The sequence below is a fragment of the Campylobacter sp. MIT 97-5078 genome, assembly GCF_006864455.1.
Classification (GTDB): Bacteria; Campylobacterota; Campylobacteria; order Campylobacterales; family Campylobacteraceae; genus Campylobacter_D.
Window position 1 is genome coordinate 54,122 of record NZ_QHLK01000007.1, and the last position, 20,516, is coordinate 74,637.

The window sequence follows — 20,516 nt, forward strand, 5'->3', positions numbered from 1 at the left end:
CGAGTATGGCAAATGGGCTAAGAGAAATTTTACTCTTTTATCTTAAGCACCTTTATCCAGTGGATTTTTTATTTGCCTTGCTCGTTGTTTTTATCTTTATCTGCGTGCTTTTGTTTGTCGCTTTTTTGCGAAATTCCCCTATCATCGCTACCTTGCTTATCTTGTTTAATTTCATCTTTTGCTCGTGTTTAGCTGTATATGGATATCAATTCATAGACTCAAAAGTGCGTCAGCGAGCTGTGAATATAGTCAGTGAAAATTTCCATGGCAATTCAAATTTCACCCTTGACTTTAGTATCAGCAATGATTCAAAACACAATTTCAAATACTGCAAGGTTAAAGCCAAAATTTACAATCAAATCGACGCAAACGCTAGTTTTATCACGCGTTTAAAAAACGAATATATCCCCATACGCATAAAAAGCAAAACTATAGATGAGCTTTTAAAAGGACAAAGTAAAGACCAACGTATCAACTTTGAAAATTTAAGCCCTGAAAACAATTTTTCAGTAAAACTTCAAAGTGAGTGTTTTTAATGACTATCTTTCATTTTATCGTATGTATAGCATGCTTGCTTGCCTTTGTGCTAGGCTGTGTGATTATTTTTATCAAGGTAAAACAGCTTCACACTGCTATAGCGTGCTATTTTATCAATATACTCATCATTTCCATACTGATATATTCACTCTTTTTAACCATAGAACAATACACCAAACAAGCTGAAATTTCAAATATCAAATTCGTAAGAAATCTTCGCACCGAAAGTGTTATCATCAGTGGCAGAGTAACAAATAAAACCAAATTTGACATCAACAAATGTTTTTTAGAACTCACCATAGCAAATAAAGTCGGTGGTGGCGAAGAAGCTTTTAAAGCAAACTCGGCCAAAAATATCCAAAGAGGCTCAAAAAACAGCGTCCGTTATGATATAGAGATCATCAAAACCCTGCCCGGAAACACTTACAAAGACTTTAAAGCTCAAATTCCCTTTCCACCGCAGTTTATAAATGTCGAGTTTTATCATCTTTTACATTGTATATAAACTCTTTTCAATTTTTATATCATTATAAAAAATATAAATTTTATATTTTTGCGGATTGTTTTATTTAACTTGCAATGACAAAACCGCCTAAAAACTAAAATTCTGTCTTTGTGGAAGCAATCCTTATCAATTCTGCTTTTTTCTTCTCCTAATTTCTTTTCAATTTATCAATATTTTCAAAAGTTGGAACACTTCTTGCTTATGTATTGCAAACAATATTTCATAAAGGATTCACTATGATGAGATCACTTTGGTCTGGAGTATCTGGACTTAGAATGCACCAAATCGGTATGGATGTTGAGGGTAATAACATCGCCAATGTTAGCACCAACGGCTTTAAATACTCTCGCGTTAATTACAGCACTATGTTTTCTCAAACTATGGCTATTGCTACACGTCCAACAGGCGAACTAGGCGGACAAAATGCGATGCAAATCGGGCTTGGCGTAAATGCAAATTCAACTTATCGTATCCACTCACAAGGAAGTATCACAAGAACAGACAGCAACTATGATATAGCGATAAATGGAAACGGATTTTTCTTAGTCAGTAATGATGGCGGAAATAACAAATACCTCACAAGAGACGGTGCATTTAATGTCGATGCGGCTGGAAATTTTGTCAATGCTTCAGGTTATGTCGTGCAAGGTTGGGTAAGAAACCCTACCACAGGACGCGTTGATACCACCGTGCCAGCAGGCAATATCAGTTGGGATCCAGCTATGCAACTTCCAGCAAATCCAAGCTCACAAATTTATCTTAATGCTTCTTTAAATAGTGGCTTAAAGATTGATGAAGCAACTTCAAGAGTGATTTATAGCCTTGATTCAGTGTATAATTACAACACTAAAACAGGACAAACTATTAATGAAAATGATAGTGGCACAACACAGTTTTATACTACTTCAAACAACGAACAAGCCGTAACTGAAAAAGGTGTGGATTTTGCTTCTTTGTTTGATGGTGATTCATATAAAAGTTTAAATGTCCGCGATGGACAAGGTATTTGGATGAGTTTTGCTGATGCTGAGTTTAGCACAAATAAACAAGGTGTAGCCGCTTTTGATCCGAATTTACAACAAACTCAAACAGCTGCATTTTGGGGAAGCACAACTAATGGCGTAACACCAAATACCGTAAATTTAGACATCACGATAAATGGTGTGGCTATACAAAATAACACTATTACCAGCCTTGATCAAGCAATTCAATATATCAACACTTTCACCGCAGCCACAGACACTAGAGAAGGCACAGGTGTAAGAGCGGTAAAAAATGCTGATGGTTCTGGTATCGATTTTATCAATACCAACGCGAACGGCACTACTGATAGTATGAAAAATATCAATTTAGTAGTCAATGCTGCCAACACAGCTGGCGAATATCATACACTCACTTGGAATGCAGCTACTAACAATTTTACTTCAGCTGCTTTGACAAGAACTCAAGTCAATGGGGTAACTCCATCTTTATGGATGGCTGATAATGTCAATGTTACCGCTACTGTAGCTAATAATGCTGTGACTTTTACTGCTGGTGCGACTTTAGCCACTCCTGCTGGAGCAAATTTAACTCTTAACAGCGCGCAAGTCATTACCGCACACAAATACACTTACAGCTCTTCAGCTCAAACTTTGCCACCAATGATCAATCCAGATGGCGGAATGCAGTATGTTAGAGGTGTGCAACAAGCAGGTGGTAATTTTCAGTGGCCAGCTACTGCTGAAGGTGTAGCTTCACAAAACTACTATGAAGCTGTCATGAATGGTAGTCTTAAAAACAATGCAGCAAGGGTGTTTCACTCAACAGAAGACTTAAGAGAGCTTTTACAAAGAGATGCGAGGTATGGGGTTGATTATGATGGTAGCGGTATCCACGATACAGGTGATCTTAATGAAAAAGTAAAGGTTGTAGTCAATGAAAATGGAAACTATGTGATCTCAAATCCAAACGAAACGACTACAACACCAGCTTTAACAGAGAATAATGGTGCTTTATCAAATCCTTTAACCGCTGATCCTAAAAATATGAATTTCCAAGCTACAGAGTATCAAGACGCAGCTGGAACGATTAGCAAAAACACAGCCTTTTCAAATGTCTTTCAAGGCTGGGAAGGCAATCTTAACACCGGCACAGCAAACAAATCCACCAAAGACTTAGCCTTAAGTGCTTTTGGAGCTTCTTTGCAAGTCTTTGACTCTTTAGGAACCTCTCATCTTATCGGTGTTGAGTGGGTAAAACAATCCACCACGCTTGATGGAGGTAATGAATGGCAAATGATTATAAAAGTGCCAGAACCTGCCACGATCAACACCACAGGCGATGGTCCAACAAACATAGTCGTAGGAAGTGTGCGTTTTGGTAATGATGGCTCTTTGATCTCATATAGCCCAAGAACGATCAATTTCAGCGGAAACAACGGTTCAGCACCAAATCAACAAATTTCTTTGAATTTAGGTTCTTCTGGGGACTTTGATGGACTTGTCAGCAACGATCAAACCTCAGCCTTACAAAAACAACAAACAGATGGTTATAAACCTGGTTCTTTAAGACAAGGTGCGGAAAACATCCGCGTAGATCAACAAGGCAATATCATCGGAACCTTTGATAATGGTGTTCAACTTGTCCTCGCTCGTGTAGCTATGGGTAATGTAACAAATGATGCTGGACTTGAAGATACGGGAGGCAATCTCTACCGCATCAGCGCAAACTCTGGGGACTTAACCATAGGCACTTCAGGCACAGGTGGACGAGGCACAATGCAAACTTCAGCACTTGAAAGTTCAAATGCTGATCTTAGCACAAGCTTAACAAATCTCATCATCATACAAAGAGCGTATCAAGCAAACTCAAAAACGATCACAACAAGCGATCAGTTGCTTAACACGCTCATACAGCTTAAACAATAAGCTTTTAAGCTAAGACTAGCCTAGTCTATATAGACTGGGCTTCTTGCTTGCTTTATATGATGAGAAAGTTTAGAAAGTAAATTTGGAATGAAATTTGCTTAAAAAGTAAGTTTTAAATATTTTTTTGCGAAGCGAAATGAAATGAAAAATTTAAGCTGATTTTAAAGAGCTGATAAAAGCTTCTTAAAGGTCCGGAGCATCCTTTGTCTTCCTTAAATTTCCACTCCGGATCTTTGAGAGGCTTTTTTAAGCCTTGCTTTACAAGTCTATGATGTAGCCTTGTAATACGAGACTTTTTGTGGGCTTGACAAACCTTCAATCTATTGCAAACTCGCTCTTTTTTAAGAGTGGGTTGCAAAGATAAGCCTAAATGAAAAACACACTGGCTAAGTGTTCAATTTCATTGTTAGACTGAACAAAACAAGCTATATGCTTTTTGTGATGTTTTTATTATTTATGAGTAAATTTTTAAGTAAAACCCCATCAACTCCTAGTTTATAGGCTTTTTCAAGTTCTTTTAAATGTGGCACGAGAAGCAAAATTTTACTATCAAAAAGATAAAATTCAGCCATTTTGCTTGCCTTTTGGGCTAAGTTTTCATCTTTAAGCAAGATAAAGCTTGCTTTTAGAGCATTGGCAAGTAAAATTTCATTTTCATTTTGAGCTAGGATAGCAAATTTAAAGCCTTTTTCAAGGCAAAGCTTGATGAAGTTTTCATTATATTTGAAGCAAAATACATTATTTTCATCTTTTTTATCATCACTTTTCAGCTCATTTTGGCTAGAAATTTGCTTAAAATTAAAACTTTGTATGAGTCTGTGTCCAAAGATTAGCATCTTTATCCCTTTAGTAAATTTTGTTTAGCTTTATCTTTTATAAGCTTTTATAACTTCATAATGCCTTTAACGCTTCAGTTCCCTTGATAAAACAATATTTTCTTTGTTTGTCATTGATAATTTCAACTTCTTTTAAGTGTATAAGCTCATTTTCAAGCTCACTTCCTTTATAAAGCACAAAGAGCGAATTTACATCAAAAAAACCTTCACAAAGCTTGATAAGTGGCTCAACTCTCATTAAGGCTCTTGAGGTGATGAGATCGGCTTTAAATTTAGGCTTAAAAAGCTCGATTTTTTCTTTATGAATATGCAAATTTGTAAGCTTTAAACGCGTTTTTACAAGCCTTAAAAAGGCTGATTTTTTAGCATTTGGCTCAAAAAGATGAAAATCAGCCCTTAGAAAAAAAGCCAAAAAAAGAGCTGGAAAACCCGCTCCAGAGCCTATATCAACCGCTGTTTTAACAAAACTAAAGTCTTTAAAATCAAGCACCTTTATACTATCGTTAATTTCTTTATCTAAGTCTTTAAAATGACTAAGATTATGCACTTTGTTAAATTCACTTAAAAGTGTTTTGTATTCTAAACATTGATTTTCAAACTTTTTTTGTTCGCTTAAACTTAGCTTTTTGATATACTCAAACATCTTAAAGCAAATGTCCCATTTGTTCTTGTTTAACTTTAAGATAAGCTTCGTTAAAGAGGTTTGCTTTGATTAAAATCGGAATTCTTTGAAGCACCTTAACGCCTAAACTATCAAGCTTTAAAGGATTATTTGTAAGCAAATTCACTTCTTTGATCTTATAATACTTCAATATAAAATCAACGATTTCATAATGCCTCTCATCAGCCTTAAAACCAAGCTTGAGATTAGCTTCTATGGTATTTAAACCACAATCTTGCAAGGCATAAGCATTGACTTTGTTAAAAAGCCCTATTCCACGCCCTTCTTGCCTAAGATAAATAATCAAACCGCTGTTTTTTTCTATATAATCAAGTGCAAATTCAAGCTGGGGACCGCAATCGCATTTTAAACTTCCTAAAGCATCTCCTGTAAGGCATTCTGAATGAATTCTCATATTTACAGCACCTTTTAAATCACCTTTTATGATACATAAATGTTCTTTTTCTTCGCCATTTGCAAGCTTTTCTTTAAAACTTTGAATTTGAAACTGCCCAAATTTACTCGGCAAATTTGCTTGATTTGAAATTTTTATATCCAAAATTAAGTCCTTATCAAAATAAAATATGTTAAAATTCGTGTGATTTTACCAAAAAAAAGGAAATTAAATGTTTAAAAGACTAAGAAGATTGCGAATGAATGAAAATTTAAGGGCTATGTTAAAAGAAACTTCTCTGAAAATAGAGGATTTTATCTATCCGCTTTTTGTGGTAAATGGCAACAACATTAAAAAAGAAGTTCCTTCAATGCCCGGCGTTTTTCAGCTTAGCATTGATGAGCTTTTAAAAGAGTGCAAGGAGCTTGTAAGCTTAAATATCAAGGCGATCATACTTTTTGGAGTAATAGAAAACGAGCTAAAAGATAGTTGTGGGAGCGAAGCGCTTGATGAAAATTCACTTATTGCAAGAGCTATTAAGGCTATTAAGGTTGAGTATCCACAACTTTTTATCATTACCGATCTTTGCTTTTGTGAATACACCGATCATGGGCATTGTGGTATCATTGATCCGCACACTAAAAGCGTGGCAAATGATCTTACCCTTGAAATTTCAGCCAAACAAGCCCTTGTTCATGCAAGAGCTGGAGTTGATATGATCGCACCTAGTGGTATGATGGATGGCATTATCGCTACTTTGAGAAAAGCTCTTGATGAAAATGGTTTTGAAAACCTGCCTATAATGGCGTATTCGACTAAATTTGCTTCAGCTTTTTATGGACCTTTTAGAGATGTGGCTGAGTCTGCTCCAAGCTATGGGGACAGAAAAAGCTATCAAATGGACTATGCTAATGCCAAAGAAGCACTTTTAGAAAGCCTTGAAGATGAGCAACAAGGTGCTGATATACTTATGGTAAAACCAGCCCTTGCATATCTTGATATCATTAAAGAACTCACTCATCACACTTTGCTCCCACTTTGTGTATATAATGTCAGTGGCGAATACGCTTTATTAAAAGCTGGTGCAAAGCTAGGCGTGATAGAGTATGAAAAGCTAATGATAGAAACTATGATCGGCTTTAAACGAGCTGGAGCAAAACTTATCATCAGCTACCACACTAAAGAAGTAGCAAAATTGATAAAAGAGGGGAAAATTTAAGGAAAAAAAGCAAAAAAGAGCGAACTTTTGCTATAATTTTAATTTGCGTGAGAAAGGATAATCATGAGGCATTGTTTGACTTTAAGGGATTTTAATAAAGATGAAATTTTAGCTCTTGTAGCTAAGGCTAGCGAGCTTAAAAAAAATCCGCAAAAATTGCTTATTGATAAAACTTTGGCGATGATTTTTGAGAAAAACTCCACACGCACTAGAATGGCTTTTGAGCTTGGTATTACTCAGCTTGGTGGCAAAGCTTTATTTTTAAGCTCAAATGACTTACAATTAAGCCGTGGCGAGCCTATAAAAGATACGGCTAGGGTTATTGCAAGTATGGTTGATTTTGTAATGCTTAGGGTAAATTCTCACGAAACCTTACTTGAATTTGTTAAATACTCCAAAGCACCTGTCATCAATGGCTTAAGTGATTTGTATCACCCAACTCAAGTTTTAGGGGATTTGCTTACCATTAAAGAATATGGCAAAAAAGGCAAAATCGCTTATATAGGCGATAGTAACAATATGTGCAATTCTTGGCTTATCGTAGCTTCAATCCTTGGCTTTGAGCTTAGCATTGCTACACCAAAAGGTTATGAGATTGATGAAAATGTGCTTGAATTTGCACTGAATGAGGCTAAAAAATCAGGTGCAAAACTCAACTTTACAAATGATAAATTTAAAGCTCTAGCCGACAAAGAAGTCATCATCACTGATACTTGGATTTCTATGGGACAAGAAGCTGAAAAAGCAAAGAGGCTTAAAGACTTTGAAGGTTTTATTATCGATGAAGAAGCGATGAAAAAAGCTGAAAAAGAAGCGATTTTCTTGCACTGCTTACCAGCATATAGAGGCTATGAAGTAAGCGAAGAGGTATTTGAAGCTCATAGCAAAGAGATATTTGATGAAGCGGTAAATAGGCTTTTTGTTGTAAAGTCTTTACTTTGTTTTTTAGATGCCCATCGCTAAAAGATAAAAAGCCACCAATACCACACTCCAAACAAAGTCACCAAAACAATACCAACAAGGGTAAGCAAGCTCCCAAATTTCATCATATCTAAAGTTTTAATCCCACCTTGAGCAAAAACTATAGCATTTGGCGGAGTTGAGATAGGGATCATAAAAGAAAAACTCGCACAAATCGTGATGATAAGCATAACAAGCATACGGTGCGTTTCATCTAAAAAGCTTGCTGTAGCGACATTGATGATAGGTAAGATGATAGCAATGAGTGCTGTGGTGGATAAAAAGCTCGTAGCAGCGATCGCACAACAACTTGCGATAAAAACAAAAAGCACAAAAGGCAAATCCTTAAAAAGCAAGAAAAACTTCTCAAATGCCCCGCTTAACTCAACTTGAGAAAAAGCCGTAGCGATACAAAAGCTTGCCCCAAACAAAAAGATAAGTTCATAAGGTATGGATTTTGAATCATTCCATGACAAAAAGCCTATTTTTGGCAAAAACATCATTAAGCCAAAGGCAAGTAAAACCACATTTTCATTTAAACCCAAACCATTGTAAAATGGCTTTATAGGCGAGTTTATAAAAAGAGTGATAAGTAAAGCACACAAAAATACAAGCAAACGTTTTTGCTCTTTAGTGCTTTTAATCTGGGTAAAAGCTTCTAAATTCAAGTTCTTACCTTCAGTATTAAAAGAAAGAATTTTAATCATCGCAAAAAGCATAAGCAAAGTGATAGGAAGCATCATAAAGATCCAAGTTGTAAAGCTTAGACTTGGCATATGAATATTTTCTAAAAAGCCAAGATAGATCAAATTTGGCGGACTTGAAATAGGTGTTGTGATCCCACTAATACTTGCCGCAAAGGCTATGGTAAGCAAAAAACGCGTTCTTAAAAAAATATCATCACTAATTGACATAGCAACAGGCAAGAGTAAAAGGGCTACGGTTGAATTTGATAAAGCAGAGCCAAGCACTATGCTTGCAAAGCCAAGAGCACAAATTACACCTTTTGGAGTTTGAGGAAAACGGCTTAAAAAAGTCTTAGCGATCACCTTATGAAGCCCAGTTTTTTCAGTAGCTGTAGCGATCATAAAGCCGCCTAAAAACAAAAATATTATTGGATTAGCATAATTTGCGGTGGCTTGTTTTGTCTCTAAAATGCCAAAACTAGGAAAAAGTATAATAGGAAGCAAAGAAACAACACCCATAGGCAAAGCTTTGTTCGTCCATAAAGTAACCAAAAGTGCCATTATACCAAGTAAGATAGAAACTTTGATCGAAGCTTTGAGGTAAAAAAATGCTATCGCTGTAGCGATTAAAGCAAGAAATACTGCCAAAACTAAGCCTAAAAAAATTTTAAAAAAATGTTCATCTTTTAATTTTTGTTTGTTAAGCTGGACTTTTTGGCTCACCTTTGCTCCAAGATCACTTTTTGAAAAAGATTATAACTTATCTTAGCTCAGTTTATGTAAAAAAAAAGCAAAATTTAAGAAAATAAGATTTCGCTTTGTAAATTTTATAAAGTTTTATTTATAAAACTATCCTTAAAAGTTCTTTCATTTTTTATTTTGCAACTCATTTTGCACTAAAGTTTTTAAAGCTTTTTCTCTTTTTGTTTTATCTTTCTAAGCCAAAAAGTGCTATAATCTTAAAATGATAAACGAACAAACAAGGAAAAATTGATGAAAAGCCTAGAAAAACAAAGCAAAAGCCTTCAAAAAATAGATGAACTAAGCCAAAATTTAGGCATTAAAGCAGATGATAAAACTATACTTGAACTAAAAAATACCCAAAATGAAAACGAAAAAATTTTAAGCTTAAAAAGCGGACATTGGCAAGCTCCTGAACCTTGGTTTGTTATCGATGAGGAAGATAATTTGCATACTTTAATTTCAATCAATAGCCTTAAAAGTATGCTCGAAGGACTCAAAAAACTTCAAAAAGAAAATTTTGAACTTAGGCTTGAAAAGGCGATTTATCAGCAAATTCCCATTGATTTTAATGATGTTTGGATTGTGGCAATGGACGAGATCAAAAAACGAGCCAAAAATAACGCCACTCAGCTTAATATCGATCTTTTAAAGCTCATGGAAAATATTAAAAAAGAACACCCAAATCTTTTTGTCGATATGGAAAGTCTTGTGATGCAAGGTGAAACACAATGAGAGATTATAAGGCTTTTGTAAAGTATTCAAAACCCGGACCTCGCTATACTTCTTATCCTACGGCTTTGGAATTTAATACTAAGTTTGCATATCAAGATTATATACACATTCTTAAGGCTCAAACAAGGGATTTGTCCTTGTATTTTCACCTACCTTTTTGTAGGAGTGCGTGTTATTTTTGTGGCTGTAATGTCATTTACACCGCCAAGGAAGAAAACAAAGAGCGGTATTTAAAGTATCTATTTACTGAACTTGAGCTTTTAAAAACACATATAAACACACAAAGAAAAGTCGTTCAAATGCACTTTGGTGGTGGCACACCGACTTTTTTTTCAGCCCAACAGCTTAATCGCTTAATTGTAAAGATTAAAAGTATATTTGTAAATTTTGATGATGAGGCTGAATTAAGCTGTGAGATTGATCCAAGGTTTTTAAACGAGGATCAAGCTGAAGTTTTAACGCAAAATGGCTTTAACAGGATCAGCTTTGGCGTGCAGGATTTTGATGAAAAAGTGCAAAAAGAAATTCATAGAATTCAGCCCTTTGAACTGACTTTAGAAGCTGTTAAAATGATGCGTAATAAGGACGTTAGGTCTGTGAATATGGACTTAATTTATGGCTTACCTTTTCAAAATTTGCAAAGCTTTAGTAAAACTCTTGAAAAAGCCTTGCTTATAAATCCGGATCGCTTTGCGATTTTTAATTACGCTCATGTGCCTTGGCTTAAAAAAAATATGCGCAAATTTGATGAAACAACCCTACCAAGTCCAGATGTTAAGCTTGAAATTTTAGAATACTGCGAAAAGTTTTTAACGAAAAATCATTATAAAATGATAGGCATGGATCATTTTGCAAAACCAGATGATGAACTTTTTAAAGCTCTAGAAAATGGCTCTTTGCATAGGAATTTTCAAGGCTATACTACTAAAGGTGGAGCGGATTTAATCGGTGTTGGGCTTACAAGCATAGGAGAAGGCATAAGTCATTACGCACAAAATTATAAAGATATGCCAAGTTATGAAAAGGCTATTGATGAGGGTAAGCTTCCTTTTGAAAGAGGCGTGCTTTTAAATGATGATGATAAGATACGAAAGGCTGTGATTATGTCTTTGATGGCAAATTTTACTCTTGATATCAAAGGTATTGAGCGTGAATTTGGCATTGATTTTAAGACCTATTTTGCTAGGGATTTAGAACTTTTAGATGAATACAAAGACTTTTTTAGCCTTGATGAGAATGCCTTAAAAGTGAGCGAAACAGGAGCTTTACTAATAAGAAATATCGCTATGTGTTTTGATGCGTATTTGCAAAAATACCGCGATCAAAAAGTTTTTTCAAAAACGGTGTAATGATGCTTTTAAAAGATATAACAAATGCATGTGTAAAATGTGGCAAATGTATCCCAACCTGCACCATTCATGAGATCAATGCTGATGAAACAACTAGTCCAAGGGGCTTTTTAGACTTAATCGCAGCGGTAAAAGAAGAAGAATTAGCACTTGATAAAAATATCAAAAAGATATTTGAAAGCTGTTTTTTATGCACAAATTGCGTGCAAGTATGTCCTAGTAGCTTACGGGTTGATAGTGCGATTGAGGCTATTCGTTTTGATTTGGCTCAAAAATACGGCATTGCGTGGTATAAAAAACTTGCTTTTTTCTTGCTTTCTAAACGCAAGATTATGGATATAGTGGCAAAATTTGGTTATGTTTTTCAAAGCTGTGCTTTTAAAATTCAAGGACAAAATAGCATTGCAAATACTGATAAAAAGGGTGATTTGCAAAAAAGTTTTGGTATGAGAGCAAGATTTTCTTTTCCTATGGTGAAAAAAGGACGTTTGCTTATAAGTTTAAACAAGAAAAGCTTTTTAAACTCACAGCCTGAATTTATAGATAATGGCGGAGCAAAAAACATAGGCTTTTTTGTGGGTTGCTTGGCAAATTATGCTTATATAAGCACGGCTGAAGCAGTTTTAATCATTGCTAAAGAGCTTAAGATCAATGTGGATTTAATGAAAGATCAAGTATGCTGTGGAGCACCTCAGTATTTTACGGGCGATTTTAAAAGGGTTGAGGTTTTAGCTAAAAAAAATATAGAATATTTTGAAAAAAAACTTGAAACTCTTGAAGCTATCATTGTGCCAGAAGCAACTTGTTCGGCAATGTTAAATGTGGATTATGAGCATTTTTTTGAGTTGCAAAATCAACCTGATTGGGCTAAAAGAGCAAAACAAGTTGCAAGCAAGATCACTTTGGCAACAAAATATTTTTATGAGCAACATGAGTTTTTAAGCTTGCTTGAAAAAAAGGGCAAACAAGACTTGCTTATCGCTTATCATGATCCTTGTCATGCAAAGAAAATGCAAGGCGTTTTTAAAGAGCCAAGAGCTTTGCTAAGGGCAAATTTTAAACTCATAGAGCTTTCACAAAAAGATACTTGCTGTGGTTTTGGTGGGGTAAGTATGCAAACTGAATATTATGATAAGGCTTTGCAAGTTGGACTTAAAAAGGCTGAGGATATCAAAGCCAGCAAAGCTCAAATCATCAGTGCAGAATGTTCAGCCTGTAGAATGCAAATTTCAAATGCCCTTACTCAAGCTCAAAGTGGTGTTTTATTTAAAAATCCACTCGAACTTATCGCTTCAGTGCTTACAAGCCAAGAGCGAGCTTAAAGCCAAAGAAAAATATAGCCCCTAAAATCCCAGCAACTGGTAAAGTAATAATCCAAGCCAAGCCTATAGGTTTCATTATCGTCCAATTTGCGTTTTTATTATACAAACCTATACCTAAAATCGCTCCTATGAGTATGTGTGTAGAGCTTACCGGTATGCCAAATTGTGTCGCAAGCAAGATTACTATACTTGCACCAAGTTCTGCGCTAAAGCCTGTTGCAGGCTTAATTTGTGCGAGTTTTGAGCCAACCGTTGTAATCACTTCTTTTCCCAAGAACCAAAGCCCTATCACAAGAGCAATACCAAACATCAAAAGCACAGCAAAAGGCACAGGGGAGTTTGGATTAATCACACCGTTTTTAAACACATCTAAAATCGCCGCAAAAGGTCCTAAAGCATTTGCAATATCATTTGCACCATGTGAAAATGCAAAGCTTGAAGCAGTGAAAATTTGAAACCAAGAAAAAATACGATCTATAGTTTTATTCAGTTCTGTTTTCTTAACTATCCTAACCACCGCAAAAGTAAGTATATAAGCGATGATACCGATGATACACACAATCCAAACATTTTGTATAGCATTAAGTGTGCTTACTTTATCAAGTCCTTTAAACAAAAACATAGAAGCGATAATCATCGCCGCAACGCAACCAACCATAGGGATATGCGTTTTAGCTTCTGCAAAAATATCCATATTTTTTTCTTGTTCTTTATACTCTTTCATTTTGTTTTTATAAAAACTTTTTGTTTTTTCATCTTCATCATCTAAAACAATAGCACTTAGTTCTTTAATCTGTTCGCTTTGAGGCATTTGTTTAAGATTTGAGAAAAATTCTTCTTTGAAATTTTTCTTTTCTTTTTTAATGATTTTAAGGTTTTCGCCAAGCTTTTGTGAAGGGCTTAAAATTTTGCGGTGAATATAAAAAAAGATCATATAAGAAACCAAGCCACCCAAAAGTGGAGAAATTACCCAGCTTAAAGCTATCCTGCCAATCTCAAGCCAATTGACCATAGATAAAGTTTGTGCCCCACTAAAATAAAACGCTCCCATAGCCACGCTTGCACCAACTATACCACCTATAATACTATGAGTAGTAGAAACAGGCAAGCCTTTTTTTGTCGCTACAAAGATCCATAAGCCAGAGCTTAAAAGAGAAGAAAGCATAATAATGACAAAGAGCATAGGATTTAAATCACTTGGAAAAACAACTATACCGCTTCGTATAGTTTTAGTGACTTCACCTCCAGCAAATACTGCCCCACTAAGCTCAAACACAGCCGCGATGATTAAGGCTTGCTTGATCGTGATCGTTTTAGCTCCAACACTTGTTCCAAAGGAATTTGCAACATCGTTACCACCTATGTTAAATGCCATAAAAATGCCAAAAACACTCGCTAAAATAAATAAGATCAAATAGTAATTTGGGATATAATTATATCCCCATATCCAAAAGCAAATCACGCTAATAACAAAGATAAATAAAGCTACAGCATTATCTCTTAACACGAAAAAACCTTTTTTAATGATTTTTAAATCATCATTATAGCTTGATTTCGCTTTTTTTGCTTTTAAAAATAAAAAATTACTTGAAAGTGTTTAAAAATGGTATGAAGAATGCCTTGTTTTTATCAGCTTTAAAGCTGATTTTATGGCTTCTTCATAGCTTTTTGTACTCAGTTTTGCATTTTTATAAGCCTTATCAAAAGCAGTGCCATGATCAACGCTTGTTCGAATGATAGGCAAATTTAAACTAATATTTACACTTTTTTCAAAATACAAAGCTTTAAGCGGAGCAAGTCCAAGATCATGATACATACTTACAAGGCGGTTACAATGTTTTAAAGAAGTCTTAGTAAAGGCTGTATCAGCGACTAAAATTTCAGGGATATAAAAATGCTTTATATGTATTTTTTGATAAAGCATATCACATATCTTAGGCTCTTTCAAAAGCCCTTCTAGGATATATGCGTCATTATTTTTTTTAAAATATGCTTTTAAAAAATTTTGATTTTTTTGATTTTCTTTTAAATTTAAAAAAACATTGCTTATCTGCACGGCTTTTTTTATCTTTTCCTCTTCAGCCCCACCAATCGCCCCGTAATCTCCAGCATGTGGATTAAAGCCTAAAACGCCTATATTTTTAAAATGAGTTTGTGTGTAAAAGTTAATTAAAAAGCGAGTTAAAGCTGGAATTTGGATACGTTTGCTCACCTCACTTAAGGGGATATGTTCGGTAAAAAGTGCAACAAAAAGCTTAGAACAACCAAGCATCATAATAGCATCTTGTTTAAAAAAATCACTCAAAGCCCCAGTATGCCCCTTATAGTCTATATTTGCAAGTTGCCACGCTTTTTTATGAATGGGCAGGGTAATTAACGCCTTTGCAAAGCCTTGTTGGGTAAAATAACACGCACTTTCAAAACTTAAAAAGCTGTATAAACCGCTGTTTTTATCAATCTTTGAAGCTTGAATATCAAATTTATTCTTACTTTTACTTTGAATAGGACTTATAAAGCTTGAAATACGCAGTTTTTTTGAGCTTTTATCCTCTTTAAATTCAAACACCTCGCCCTTGTCAAACTCAACGATATGAAAATCATCATCTAAGCTCAAATCAAGCTTTTTAAGCCCTTGTTTTAAAAGTCTTTCATGGATAAAATAATAAGGCTCACAAAATTTCGAGATTTTTTTATGACAAGTCAGCAAAAGCTCCAAGCCTATACCATTGATATCACCTATACTGATGGCAAGTTTTGGACGCTTTTGAAATATTTTTTTCATACAATCAAGCTTTTCATTTCTAAAATTGCTTCTTTTAAACCTACAAAAACCGAACGAGCGATGATACTTTGCCCTATATTAAGCTCTTTAATCTCTTTAATTTGAGCTATATCTTTGACATTTTTATAATTTAAGCCATGTCCAGCCACGACAAATAAATTTAAACTTTGAGCCAAAACAGCTGCCGTTTTAAGCCTTTCTAATTCATCTTTAAGTTTAAGTTTTAGACTATTTTTATCAAGCTCAAATTCCTTGATCTTATAAGATGTGTGTAGGATATTGCTAAAAAGAGCATTGTGCAAATTTGCATACACTCCGGTGTGAAGCTCTATGCTATCGGCATTTAAAAGCTTTGCCTTAGAAATATCAACTTCGTTCGCGTCTATAAAAAGAGAAACTTCGATCCCGGCTTGCTTAAGCTTGTTAATGTTGCTATCAAGCCCTTTTATATCGAGATTTAAGCCGCCTTCTGTGGTAAGTTCTTGCCTTTTTTCAGGCACTAAAGTAACTTTGTAAGGCTTGTAATGCAAAGCAAGTTCTATCATTTCATCAGTATTAGCACACTCTAAATTCACTACGCTTTTGCAAAATGTAGTGATCTCTTTAAGATCGTTTTCATTGGCATGTCGGCGATCTTCTCTTACATGAAGCGTAATAAGATCAGCATATCTTGCAGCCACAAATGCTGCTTCAAGCACTTGAGGATCATCAACCTTTCGAGCCTCTCTTAAAACAGCGATATGATCGATATTTACGCCTAAAAGCATGATTTATCCTTTGAATTTGACTTAAAATAAATATTATGTATCATAGAATTTGAAAGCTTAATTTTGCTTTTATTAAAGCTTTGAAGCTTCTTTTAAAAAACGCTTTAAAGCTCTTTTTTCTTTTACCTTTATATCATAATAAATTAGCCTTAAATATGCCTTAATATCAGCTTCATTAATACCCCTACTTTGAGCATAATGCTTCAGTATATAGTTTGGAATTTTAGTCTTTTCTTTGTCAAATTTACTTAAAATTTTTGCAAATAAAGCCTTTTTTTTAAGACAAGAAAAACGTGCAAATACAAAGGGTAAATTTGTCTTTTTATGCCAGCACTCGCATAAATCAACATAAGCATTTGGCTCTTTTAAATAAAGATTTAAAGCCTTATCGCCTATGATTACCCTGCCCTTTTGTTTTAAAACGCGAGCTAGGACATTTGAAGTTGCTGAAGCTGTGTCGTTTGCTTGTTTTGTGTTTTTTTCAACAAGGACAGATTTGACTTTTTTATTTGCACAAATTCCAAAGTCTAAATTCTGATATTTTTTACGTGCACTTTCTATGCTTGAAATTACAGCTGCATCTATGCGTGCAAAAAACAAGTCGATATTAAGCTTACTTGGCACACCTTTTTTATACTCCATAGCCTTTTTAAAGCCATTTGGAAGGGGATATTTTTTAAGATAGATATGCAAGGGTAGTAAATTAATATAATCAATCTTGCCAAATATCATTTCTTTATCGCCTTTAAAAAGGCATTTACTCTTGCCTCAAGCTCATCTAAGCCTATAAATTCAAGCACTTCAAATATGCTAGGGCTAACTGAACTCCCAGTAATGGCTATGCGTAGGGCTTGAGCTAAATCTTTAAGCTTAGCATTTTTGCTTTCTAAAAAACTATTTGTAAAGCTTTCAAATTCATTTGCTTTCATCGTATGAGCGGTTTTTTCAGCTTTTAAAGAGTTTAAAAACTGCTCTAAAAGCTCTAAACTTGCTTCGCTAATAAATTTTGCCACTGCTTTTTCATCATACGTTTGAGGAATATTAATAATACTTTTTGCAGAGTCGATAAGCTCTAGCAAGGTTTTTGCCCTTTCTCTTAAAAGATCAAGCAAAAACTCTCCTTTATTAATGCTAGAAAAATCAAAGCCAAGCTCTTTTATATGCTCATTTAACTCCTTAAAAACTAAGGTTTTAATATAATGAGCATTAAGCCATTCAAGCTTTTTAAAGCTATAAGTTGAAGCACTTTTACTGATATGGCTTGGATCAAATATCTTTTTAAGCTCCTCTAAAGAAAAAATTTCATCATCACCATGACTCCAGCCCAAACGCACTAAAAAATTTAAAAGTGCTTCAGGTAAAAAACCTAAAGTTTTATACTCCATCACATCAGTTGCACCGTGTCTTTTTGAAAGTTTTTTGCCATCTTCGCCGTGTATCATAGCTAAATGATAAAATTTTGGGATTGTAAAGCCTAAAGCCTCATAAAGCACGATTTGCTTAGGTGTGTTTGAAAGATGATCATCACCTCGTATCACATCACTAACGCCCATTAAAGCATCATCAATCACAACAGTAAAATTATAAGTTGGACTTAAATCACTTCTTGCGATGATAAAATCATCTATGATATCCTTTGCTTCAAAGCTTATATCGCCTTTTACTCCATCGATAAAAGAAATAGTTCCTGTTTGAGGTGCTTTAATCCTCACAACAGGTGCAATTCCAGCTGGTGGCGTGCCTGTAAAGTCTCTATAACTCCCATCATATCGTGGTCGTTCTTTTCTAGCTTCTTGCTGCGTTCTTAGTGCGTCAAGCTCTTCTTTACTCATATAACAATAATACGCCTTATCCTCATCAAGTAGCTTTTGAATATAGCTTTTATATATATCAAAACGTTTGGATTGATACTCCACAGCCCCATCATAATCAAGCTTGCACCATTTAAATGCTTCTATTATAGCCTGAGTTGCCTCCTCACTATTGCGTTTTAAGTCTGTATCTTCTATACGCAACAAAAACTTACCCCCATTTTTTCGTGCATAAAGATAATTAAAAAGTGCTGTTCTTAGACCCCCGATATGCAAGTATCCTGTGGGGCTTGGAGCAAAACGAGTTGTTAAATTTTGCATTTTTTGCCCTTTGGTAAAAATTTATTGATATAATGCAATATTTATACTTAAATAAAGGTTTGATATGAAAAAAATTTGCTTTTTTTTATGCTTTTTACTCTCTTTAAATCACGCACAAGAAATCAATTCTATTGCCATCATCGTTAATAAAGAGCCTATCACTTCCTTTGAAATTAACGAAGCGGTGAATAAACTTAAAGTGCCAAGAAATCAAGCTATATCTATGCTCATAAACGATCGTTTAGAAGAGAGCGAAGCTAAAAGAATGGGAATTTTTATCAATGAATTTGAATTTGAAAATGAGTTAAACAAAATGCTTACTCAAAGTGGGGGCAGTATGGAAAGCCTGCAAGCGAGTTTAAGATCAAGTGGTGAAAGCTTAGAGGATTTTAAAGAAGATTTTAAAAAGCAAATGCAAAGAAAAAAGCTTTACGAAGCAGTAGCAAGCGGAGCAAAAATCGACAATAGTGAAGATGTGATGAGATCGTATTTTGAAACACATTCAAATGAGTTTGTGCTTTATGCAAGTATCGATGTCAATATTTTTAGCTCTTATGAAGCAAGGGATTTAGAAAATTTACAAAAAGGTGGTAAAAAAGCTTCTGGCGTGAAAGAACATAGAGAAAATTTAAATACAAGCAATGCTGATCCACGCTTACTCGCCTTTCTTTCAAGACTAAATATCAACGAATTTTCGCCTATACTACAAAATAGCGGTGAGCTAAGTATTTACCAAGTCAAAGCTAAACATCAGCCTCAAACGCTGCCTTTTGAGCAGATTAAAGAAGAGGTAGCAAATGTCTATATCAACGAGCAAAGACAAAATTTTATTAAGGATTTTTTTGATAAAGCAAGGGCAAAAGCGACGATTCAATACCTTCACTAAAGCCCATTTTTAAACTCTTAACCAAATTTACCTTGAAAATACTTCATAAATTCACACAAGGTTTTAACCTGCTCTAAAGTGATGGCATTATAAATACTCGCACGAATTCCACCCAAAAGTCTGTGTCCTTTAAGCCCTAACATATCTTGCTTTTGGGCTTCTTCTATAAAAATTGGTTCAAGCTTAGCATTCGTAGCTACATTAAAACTCACATTCATCAAAGAGCGATCTTCAGCCTTTGCATGCCCTTTATAAAAGCCCTTGCTTTCATCGATAGTGCTATATAAGAGTTTAGCTTTAGCTTGATTGTTTGCATGCACCTTATCAAGTCCGCCTTGCTCTAAAAGCCACTTCATTTCTAAAGCAAACATATAAATCGCAAAGGTTGGTGGTGTGTTAAATAAAGAGTTATTTTCGCTATGAATGCTGTATTTGAGCATACTTGGTATGTTTTTTTGCTTACTTCTTTCAAGCATATCTTTGCGGATAATCACACAAGCAAGTCCTGAAATTCCAGCATTTTTTTGCACGCCCCCATAAAACACGCCTATATTGCTAAAATCAACCTTTCTTGAGAAAAAATCACTTGAAGCATCGACGATTAAAGGGCATTTGCTCTTTGGATAGCTTTTATACTGCGTTCCATAGATAGTGTTATTTGAGCAAATATAACCATAATCGGCATTTGGTGAAAACTCAAATTCTGGAATATAAGAAAAACTTTGATCTTCACTACTTGCGATGACTTTGTGGTTGATGCCTAAAATCGTTGCCTCTTTAATGGCTTTTTTTGTCCAAATGCCTGTATTAACATATTCGCATATCCCATTTAAAGCTAAATTCATAGGAATCATCGCAAATTGAAGGCTTGCTCCACCTTGCAAAAACAACACTTCATATTCATCATCTATGTCGTAAAGTTTTTTTGCATTATTCATCGCTTCAAAATGCAATTCTTCAAAAACTTTGGTTCTATGGCTGATCTCCATAATAGAAAAGCCTTTATTTTCATAGTCTAAAAGCTCTTCTTGAGCTTGCTTTAAGATATTTAAGGGCAGGGTTGATGGACCTGCACTAAAATTGATTTTTCTCATT

18 protein-coding genes and 1 pseudogene are annotated in these 20,516 nt (G+C 34.8%); 9 read left to right on the forward strand and 10 right to left on the reverse strand.

Features of this window, described 5'->3' with window-relative positions; translation table 11 throughout:
• Positions 1-5 precede the first annotated feature (5 nt).
• From DMB91_RS05085 to flgE, 3 genes are all read left to right on the forward strand, one after another.
• Positions 6-536 carry a DUF2393 family protein gene (locus DMB91_RS05085; protein ID WP_034904691.1) on the forward strand — a complete coding sequence of 177 codons (531 nt, stop codon included), beginning with the start codon at positions 6-8 and terminating at the stop codon, positions 534-536.
• A complete protein-coding gene (locus tag DMB91_RS05090) occupies positions 536-1,042 on the forward strand; it encodes a DUF2393 family protein (RefSeq protein WP_034904690.1) in 507 nt (168 codons plus the stop codon). Before DMB91_RS05085 ends, DMB91_RS05090 begins: the two co-directional genes overlap by 1 nt.
• 236 nt (positions 1,043-1,278) lie before the next feature.
• Positions 1,279-3,951, forward strand: a complete 2,673-nt coding sequence (flgE, locus tag DMB91_RS05095) for a flagellar hook protein FlgE (RefSeq protein WP_034904687.1) — start codon at positions 1,279-1,281, stop codon at positions 3,949-3,951.
• Positions 3,952-4,376: 425 nt separating this feature from the next.
• Here flgE and DMB91_RS05100 read toward each other — a convergent pair whose 3' ends face one another.
• From DMB91_RS05100 to ribA, 3 genes are read right to left on the reverse strand one after another with little or no spacing between them, the layout of a single operon-like run.
• Positions 4,377-4,787: a hypothetical protein gene (locus tag DMB91_RS05100; protein ID WP_034904680.1), complete on the reverse strand. Its 411-nt coding sequence runs from the start codon at positions 4,785-4,787 to the stop codon at positions 4,377-4,379.
• Positions 4,788-4,842: 55 nt separating this feature from the next.
• Complete coding sequence (gene rsmG, locus DMB91_RS05105; RefSeq protein WP_034904674.1) at positions 4,843-5,442, reverse strand: 16S rRNA (guanine(527)-N(7))-methyltransferase RsmG; 600 nt, start codon at positions 5,440-5,442, stop codon at positions 4,843-4,845.
• Complete coding sequence (gene ribA / locus DMB91_RS05110) at positions 5,432-6,007, reverse strand: GTP cyclohydrolase II (RefSeq protein ID WP_034904672.1); 576 nt, start codon at positions 6,005-6,007, stop codon at positions 5,432-5,434. Before ribA ends, rsmG begins: the two co-directional genes overlap by 11 nt.
• Positions 6,008-6,074: 67 nt before the next feature.
• Between ribA and hemB the strand changes: the two genes are divergently transcribed.
• Positions 6,075-7,061, forward strand: a complete 987-nt coding sequence (hemB, locus tag DMB91_RS05115) for a porphobilinogen synthase (protein ID WP_034904669.1) — start codon at positions 6,075-6,077, stop codon at positions 7,059-7,061.
• Positions 7,062-7,124: 63 nt separating this feature from the next.
• Complete coding sequence (argF, locus tag DMB91_RS05120) at positions 7,125-8,024, forward strand: ornithine carbamoyltransferase (RefSeq protein WP_034904667.1); 900 nt, start codon at positions 7,125-7,127, stop codon at positions 8,022-8,024.
• Here argF and DMB91_RS05125 read toward each other — a convergent pair.
• Positions 8,021-9,430 carry an SLC13 family permease gene (locus DMB91_RS05125; protein ID WP_034904665.1) on the reverse strand — a complete coding sequence of 470 codons (1,410 nt, stop codon included), beginning with the start codon at positions 9,428-9,430 and terminating at the stop codon, positions 8,021-8,023. The two genes, argF and DMB91_RS05125, sit on opposite strands and share 4 nt — an antisense overlap.
• Positions 9,431-9,700: 270 nt before the next feature.
• Between DMB91_RS05125 and DMB91_RS05130 the strand changes: the two are divergent.
• The 3 genes and pseudogenes from DMB91_RS05130 to DMB91_RS05140 all read left to right on the forward strand — a co-directional run bounded on the left by DMB91_RS05130 (position 9,701) and on the right by DMB91_RS05140 (position 12,854).
• Positions 9,701-10,193: pseudogene (locus DMB91_RS05130) on the forward strand (DUF2603 domain-containing protein).
• The gene (hemN, locus tag DMB91_RS05135) at positions 10,180-11,532 is read left to right on the forward strand and encodes an oxygen-independent coproporphyrinogen III oxidase (protein WP_034904660.1); all 1,353 of its coding nucleotides are present in this window, start codon (positions 10,180-10,182) and stop codon (positions 11,530-11,532) included. Before DMB91_RS05130 ends, hemN begins: the two are co-directional and overlap by 14 nt.
• A gap of 2 nt (positions 11,533-11,534) precedes the next feature.
• On the forward strand, positions 11,535-12,854 hold the full coding sequence (locus DMB91_RS05140; protein WP_034904817.1) for a (Fe-S)-binding protein: 1,320 nt from the start codon (positions 11,535-11,537) through the stop codon (positions 12,852-12,854).
• On the opposite strand, the gene DMB91_RS05145 is transcribed toward DMB91_RS05140, so the two are convergent.
• The 5 genes from DMB91_RS05145 to gltX all read right to left on the reverse strand — a co-directional run bounded on the left by DMB91_RS05145 (position 12,832) and on the right by gltX (position 18,535).
• Entirely contained in the window at positions 12,832-14,361 is a 1,530-nt protein-coding gene (locus DMB91_RS05145; RefSeq protein WP_034904658.1) for an inorganic phosphate transporter, read from the reverse strand. The genes DMB91_RS05140 and DMB91_RS05145 overlap by 23 nt on opposite strands.
• 90 nt (positions 14,362-14,451) lie before the next feature.
• The gene (pdxA, locus tag DMB91_RS05150; protein ID WP_034904655.1) at positions 14,452-15,636 is read right to left on the reverse strand and encodes a 4-hydroxythreonine-4-phosphate dehydrogenase; all 1,185 of its coding nucleotides are present in this window, start codon (positions 15,634-15,636) and stop codon (positions 14,452-14,454) included.
• On the reverse strand, positions 15,633-16,403 hold the full coding sequence (locus DMB91_RS05155; protein WP_034904652.1) for a pyridoxine 5'-phosphate synthase: 771 nt from the start codon (positions 16,401-16,403) through the stop codon (positions 15,633-15,635). Before DMB91_RS05155 ends, pdxA begins: the two co-directional genes overlap by 4 nt.
• 72 nt (positions 16,404-16,475) lie before the next feature.
• Positions 16,476-17,135 carry an MqnA/MqnD/SBP family protein gene (locus tag DMB91_RS05160; RefSeq protein ID WP_034904650.1) on the reverse strand — a complete coding sequence of 220 codons (660 nt, stop codon included), beginning with the start codon at positions 17,133-17,135 and terminating at the stop codon, positions 16,476-16,478.
• Positions 17,132-18,535 (reverse strand): glutamate--tRNA ligase, encoded by a 1,404-nt coding sequence (gene gltX, locus DMB91_RS05165; RefSeq protein WP_034904643.1) that lies wholly within the window; start codon positions 18,533-18,535, stop codon positions 17,132-17,134. The genes DMB91_RS05160 and gltX overlap by 4 nt, the downstream gene beginning before the upstream one ends.
• Positions 18,536-18,599: 64 nt before the next feature.
• On the opposite strand from gltX, the gene DMB91_RS05170 reads away from it, so the two are divergent.
• On the forward strand, positions 18,600-19,421 hold the full coding sequence (locus DMB91_RS05170; RefSeq protein ID WP_034904640.1) for a peptidyl-prolyl cis-trans isomerase: 822 nt from the start codon (positions 18,600-18,602) through the stop codon (positions 19,419-19,421).
• 17 nt (positions 19,422-19,438) lie between these two features.
• Here the strand turns inward: DMB91_RS05170 and serC are convergent, their stop codons facing one another.
• Positions 19,439-20,515, reverse strand: a complete 1,077-nt coding sequence (serC, locus tag DMB91_RS05175) for a phosphoserine transaminase (RefSeq protein ID WP_034904638.1) — start codon at positions 20,513-20,515, stop codon at positions 19,439-19,441.
• Between the last annotated feature and the right edge of the window lies 1 nt (position 20,516).

Excerpts from the sequence above, each read along its gene's own strand:
- serC (WP_034904638.1), bottom strand. The coding sequence starts at position 20,515 with ATGAGAAAAATCAATTTTAGTGCAGGTCCATCAACCCTGCCCTTAAAT.
- DMB91_RS05090 (WP_034904690.1), top strand. The coding sequence starts at position 536 with ATGACTATCTTTCATTTTATCGTATGTATAGCATGCTTGCTTGCCTTT.
- flgE (WP_034904687.1), top strand. The coding sequence starts at position 1,279 with ATGATGAGATCACTTTGGTCTGGAGTATCTGGACTTAGAATGCACCAA.
- DMB91_RS05085 (WP_034904691.1), top strand. The coding sequence starts at position 6 with ATGGCAAATGGGCTAAGAGAAATTTTACTCTTTTATCTTAAGCACCTT.
- DMB91_RS05100 (WP_034904680.1), bottom strand. The coding sequence starts at position 4,787 with ATGCTAATCTTTGGACACAGACTCATACAAAGTTTTAATTTTAAGCAA.
- DMB91_RS05160 (WP_034904650.1), bottom strand. The coding sequence starts at position 17,135 with ATGATATTTGGCAAGATTGATTATATTAATTTACTACCCTTGCATATC.
- hemN (WP_034904660.1), top strand. The coding sequence starts at position 10,180 with ATGAGAGATTATAAGGCTTTTGTAAAGTATTCAAAACCCGGACCTCGC.
- DMB91_RS05155 (WP_034904652.1), bottom strand. The coding sequence starts at position 16,403 with ATGCTTTTAGGCGTAAATATCGATCATATCGCTGTTTTAAGAGAGGCT.
- argF (WP_034904667.1), top strand. The coding sequence starts at position 7,125 with ATGAGGCATTGTTTGACTTTAAGGGATTTTAATAAAGATGAAATTTTA.
- DMB91_RS05140 (WP_034904817.1), top strand. The coding sequence starts at position 11,535 with ATGCTTTTAAAAGATATAACAAATGCATGTGTAAAATGTGGCAAATGT.
- DMB91_RS05170 (WP_034904640.1), top strand. The coding sequence starts at position 18,600 with ATGAAAAAAATTTGCTTTTTTTTATGCTTTTTACTCTCTTTAAATCAC.
- pdxA (WP_034904655.1), bottom strand. The coding sequence starts at position 15,636 with ATGAAAAAAATATTTCAAAAGCGTCCAAAACTTGCCATCAGTATAGGT.
- hemB (WP_034904669.1), top strand. The coding sequence starts at position 6,075 with ATGTTTAAAAGACTAAGAAGATTGCGAATGAATGAAAATTTAAGGGCT.
- gltX (WP_034904643.1), bottom strand. The coding sequence starts at position 18,535 with ATGCAAAATTTAACAACTCGTTTTGCTCCAAGCCCCACAGGATACTTG.